Genomic DNA, 2,398 nt, shown 5'->3' with positions numbered 1-2,398 from the left:
GTACGCCGCCACCCCTCACGATCCACCGTTTCCCAACCCACCCACGCCCCACCCCCGAGCACCTGACCGCACACCCCAGAACGCCACCGAGCCCCAAGTCAGTTGCCCACCGCCCTCAAGGAGTTCGGACACCATCGCGGACGTCCGGACACCATCCCGGAGGCGCGGACAAATCACTCGCTGTCCCGACCCCCGACCTCCTGTCCGCACGTCCCCACAACCTGCCGGCACCCCCCAGAAACCCCGCCGAGCCCAAGTCTGTTGCCCGCCGCCCTCAAGGAGTTCGGACACCATCGCGGGGGTCCGGACACCATCCCGGAGGCGCGGACAAATCACTCGCTGTCCCGACCCCCGACCTCCTGTCCGCACTCCCCACAACTTGCCGGCAGATCCCAGAACCCCTCCGATGAACCTGATGACCACCCACCCGCAACCGGAGGTTCGGACAGGTTTTCGGGGGTTGGGGAGGGCCGGCCGATGTCCCGACCCCGGCTTCCTGGGCGACTGTTGTGTTCTTGGTCAGTTCCTTCGTCGGCAATGACGGCTGGGGCCGGAGAGGTGGGGAAGGGGTCGGGTGGACGGGGCGGCAGGGTCGGCTGGGTCAGCGGGGTCAGCGTCGTAGGCGAGGTCGGCGAGGTCGGCGAGGTCGGCGAGGTCGGCGAGGTGGACGGGGTCGGCGGGTGGGCGGGCTCGGCGTCGTCGGCGGGTGGACGGCGTCGTCGGCGGGCTCGGCGTCGTCGGCGTCGGCGTCGACGGACGGGTAGGGGTCGGCGACTGGGTGGGGTCGGCGGGTCGGCGTACGGGGTGGAGGTTCAAGGGAGCTGGTCGGCGGATCGTCGTGCCGGGGACTCGGCGTACGGGGCGGCGTACGGGGGGGGAAGGTTCAAGGGGGCTTCAGGTCTTGTGTGCGGTTCTAGGGTGAAGGTATGGCCGAGGACACCATTCCCAGCAAGGACCACTGGCTGTCGATCGGCGAGATCGCCCATCGCTCCGGCGTCGCCGCGTCGGCCTTGCGTTTCTATGAGGACCAAGGGCTGATCGCGTCCAGGAGGACGTCCGGGAACCAGCGGCAGTACCAGCGCAGTACGCTCCGGCGGATCGCCTTCGTCCAGGCCGCGCAGCGGGTCGGCCTCGCGCTGGCCGAGATCAAGTCGGCCCTCGACTCGCTCCCCGACGACCGCACCCCGACCCGCGCCGACTGGAGCAAGCTCTCGAAGTCCTGGCGGTCCCGGCTCGACGAGCGGATCTCCGAACTCGAGCGGCTGCGCGACGATCTCGACGGCTGCATCGGCTGCGGCTGCCTCAGCCTGCAGCGCTGCAACCTGTACAACAAGGCGGATCGGCTCTCCGAACGCGGACCTGGTGCCCGCATTCTGAACGTCGGCATACCCGGCGAGCTATGACCGGCATAGCGCCCGCGACGGCCCACGAGGGTTAACCCCTGCCTTTTTCCCGATCTGGTGTGGAATTCCGCGACCCAAGGCAAGCTCTCGATCTGTAGCGATCAGTAATCCGCCGGTCGCTTTCCGCCACAGTTCACGGAGTGAGGCCCTCCCATGTCGCATCGCCGTATCCTGACGTCCCTGGCCGGCCTGGCCGCCGCAGCCCTGGCCGTCCCCGCCTTCGCCGCCGCTGCCCCGGCGCCGGAAACCACGTCCGCCACCCCGACCCACGTGTCGTCGTACACCGGTTCGCCGCAGGACGAAGCCGCCACCAAGGCCTTCTACGACGCGGTGATGAAGTCCGCGCGCGCCAAGCAGGCCAAGGCCGGCAACAAGCTCGCCGCCGTCACCGTCACCTATGCGGTCGACGCCCCGACCTTCGCCTCCCGGATCGCTGCCAGTACGTCGATCTGGAACTCCTCGGTCAGCAACGTGCGACTCGTTGAGGGCAGCAACTACGACTTCTACTACACCGAGGGCAACGACTCGCGTGGGTCGTACGCCTCCACCGACGGGCACGGCAGCGGCTACATCTTCATCGACTACGCGCAGGCCCAGCAGTACGACCAGACCCGGATCGTCGCCCACGAGACTGGCCACGTACTCGGCCTCCCGGACCACTACTCCGGCCCCTGCAGCGAACTGATGTCTGGCGGCGGCCCCGGCCCGTCCTGCACCAACCCCTACCCCGACGCGAACGAGAAGTCCCGCGTCAACTCCCTCTGGTCCAACGGCTTCGCCACCTCCACCACCAAGGCCGCGTTCCACACCGCGAAGTAACTCTCTGACCTTCGGCTCGGGATCGCCCGGCAGGGGACGACCCGAGCCGAAGCACGCCGTACGCTCCCCCCTGGGAGTGTGCGGCGAATTCTCTTCACCACAGCCCCGGTACTACGTACTGCGATCGCCGCCACCGGCGATCCGGCCGGCCGGCCGGGGGCACCCCGGCCCCGTGC

Annotated in this window: 2 protein-coding genes; both read left to right on the top strand. The window is 69.0% G+C overall.

All coding sequences use genetic code 11. The annotated features are described in order from the left end of the window. The first annotated feature begins 926 nt into the window (after positions 1-926). On the top strand, positions 927-1,403 hold the full coding sequence (gene soxR, locus ABZ004_RS40485) for a redox-sensitive transcriptional activator SoxR (RefSeq protein WP_355687626.1): 477 nt from the start codon (positions 927-929) through the stop codon (positions 1,401-1,403). 153 nt (positions 1,404-1,556) lie between these two features. Further along, a complete protein-coding gene (snpA, locus tag ABZ004_RS40480) occupies positions 1,557-2,222 on the top strand; it encodes a snapalysin (protein ID WP_355687624.1) in 666 nt (221 codons plus the stop codon). Positions 2,223-2,398: the final 176 nt, after the last annotated feature.

Origin of the sequence: Kribbella sp. NPDC006257, assembly GCF_040613535.1 — a bacterium.
Taxonomy (GTDB): domain Bacteria; phylum Actinomycetota; class Actinomycetes; order Propionibacteriales; family Kribbellaceae; genus Kribbella.
The sequence above is the reverse complement of the archived record's forward strand: the minus strand, read 5'-3'. Positions and strand labels throughout refer to the sequence as shown.

What these genes read in the sequence shown, in the direction of transcription:
- soxR (WP_355687626.1), top strand. Translation starts at nt 927, where the DNA reads ATGGCCGAGGACACCATTCCCAGCAAGGACCACTGGCTGTCGATCGGC.
- snpA (WP_355687624.1), top strand. Translation starts at nt 1,557, where the DNA reads ATGTCGCATCGCCGTATCCTGACGTCCCTGGCCGGCCTGGCCGCCGCA.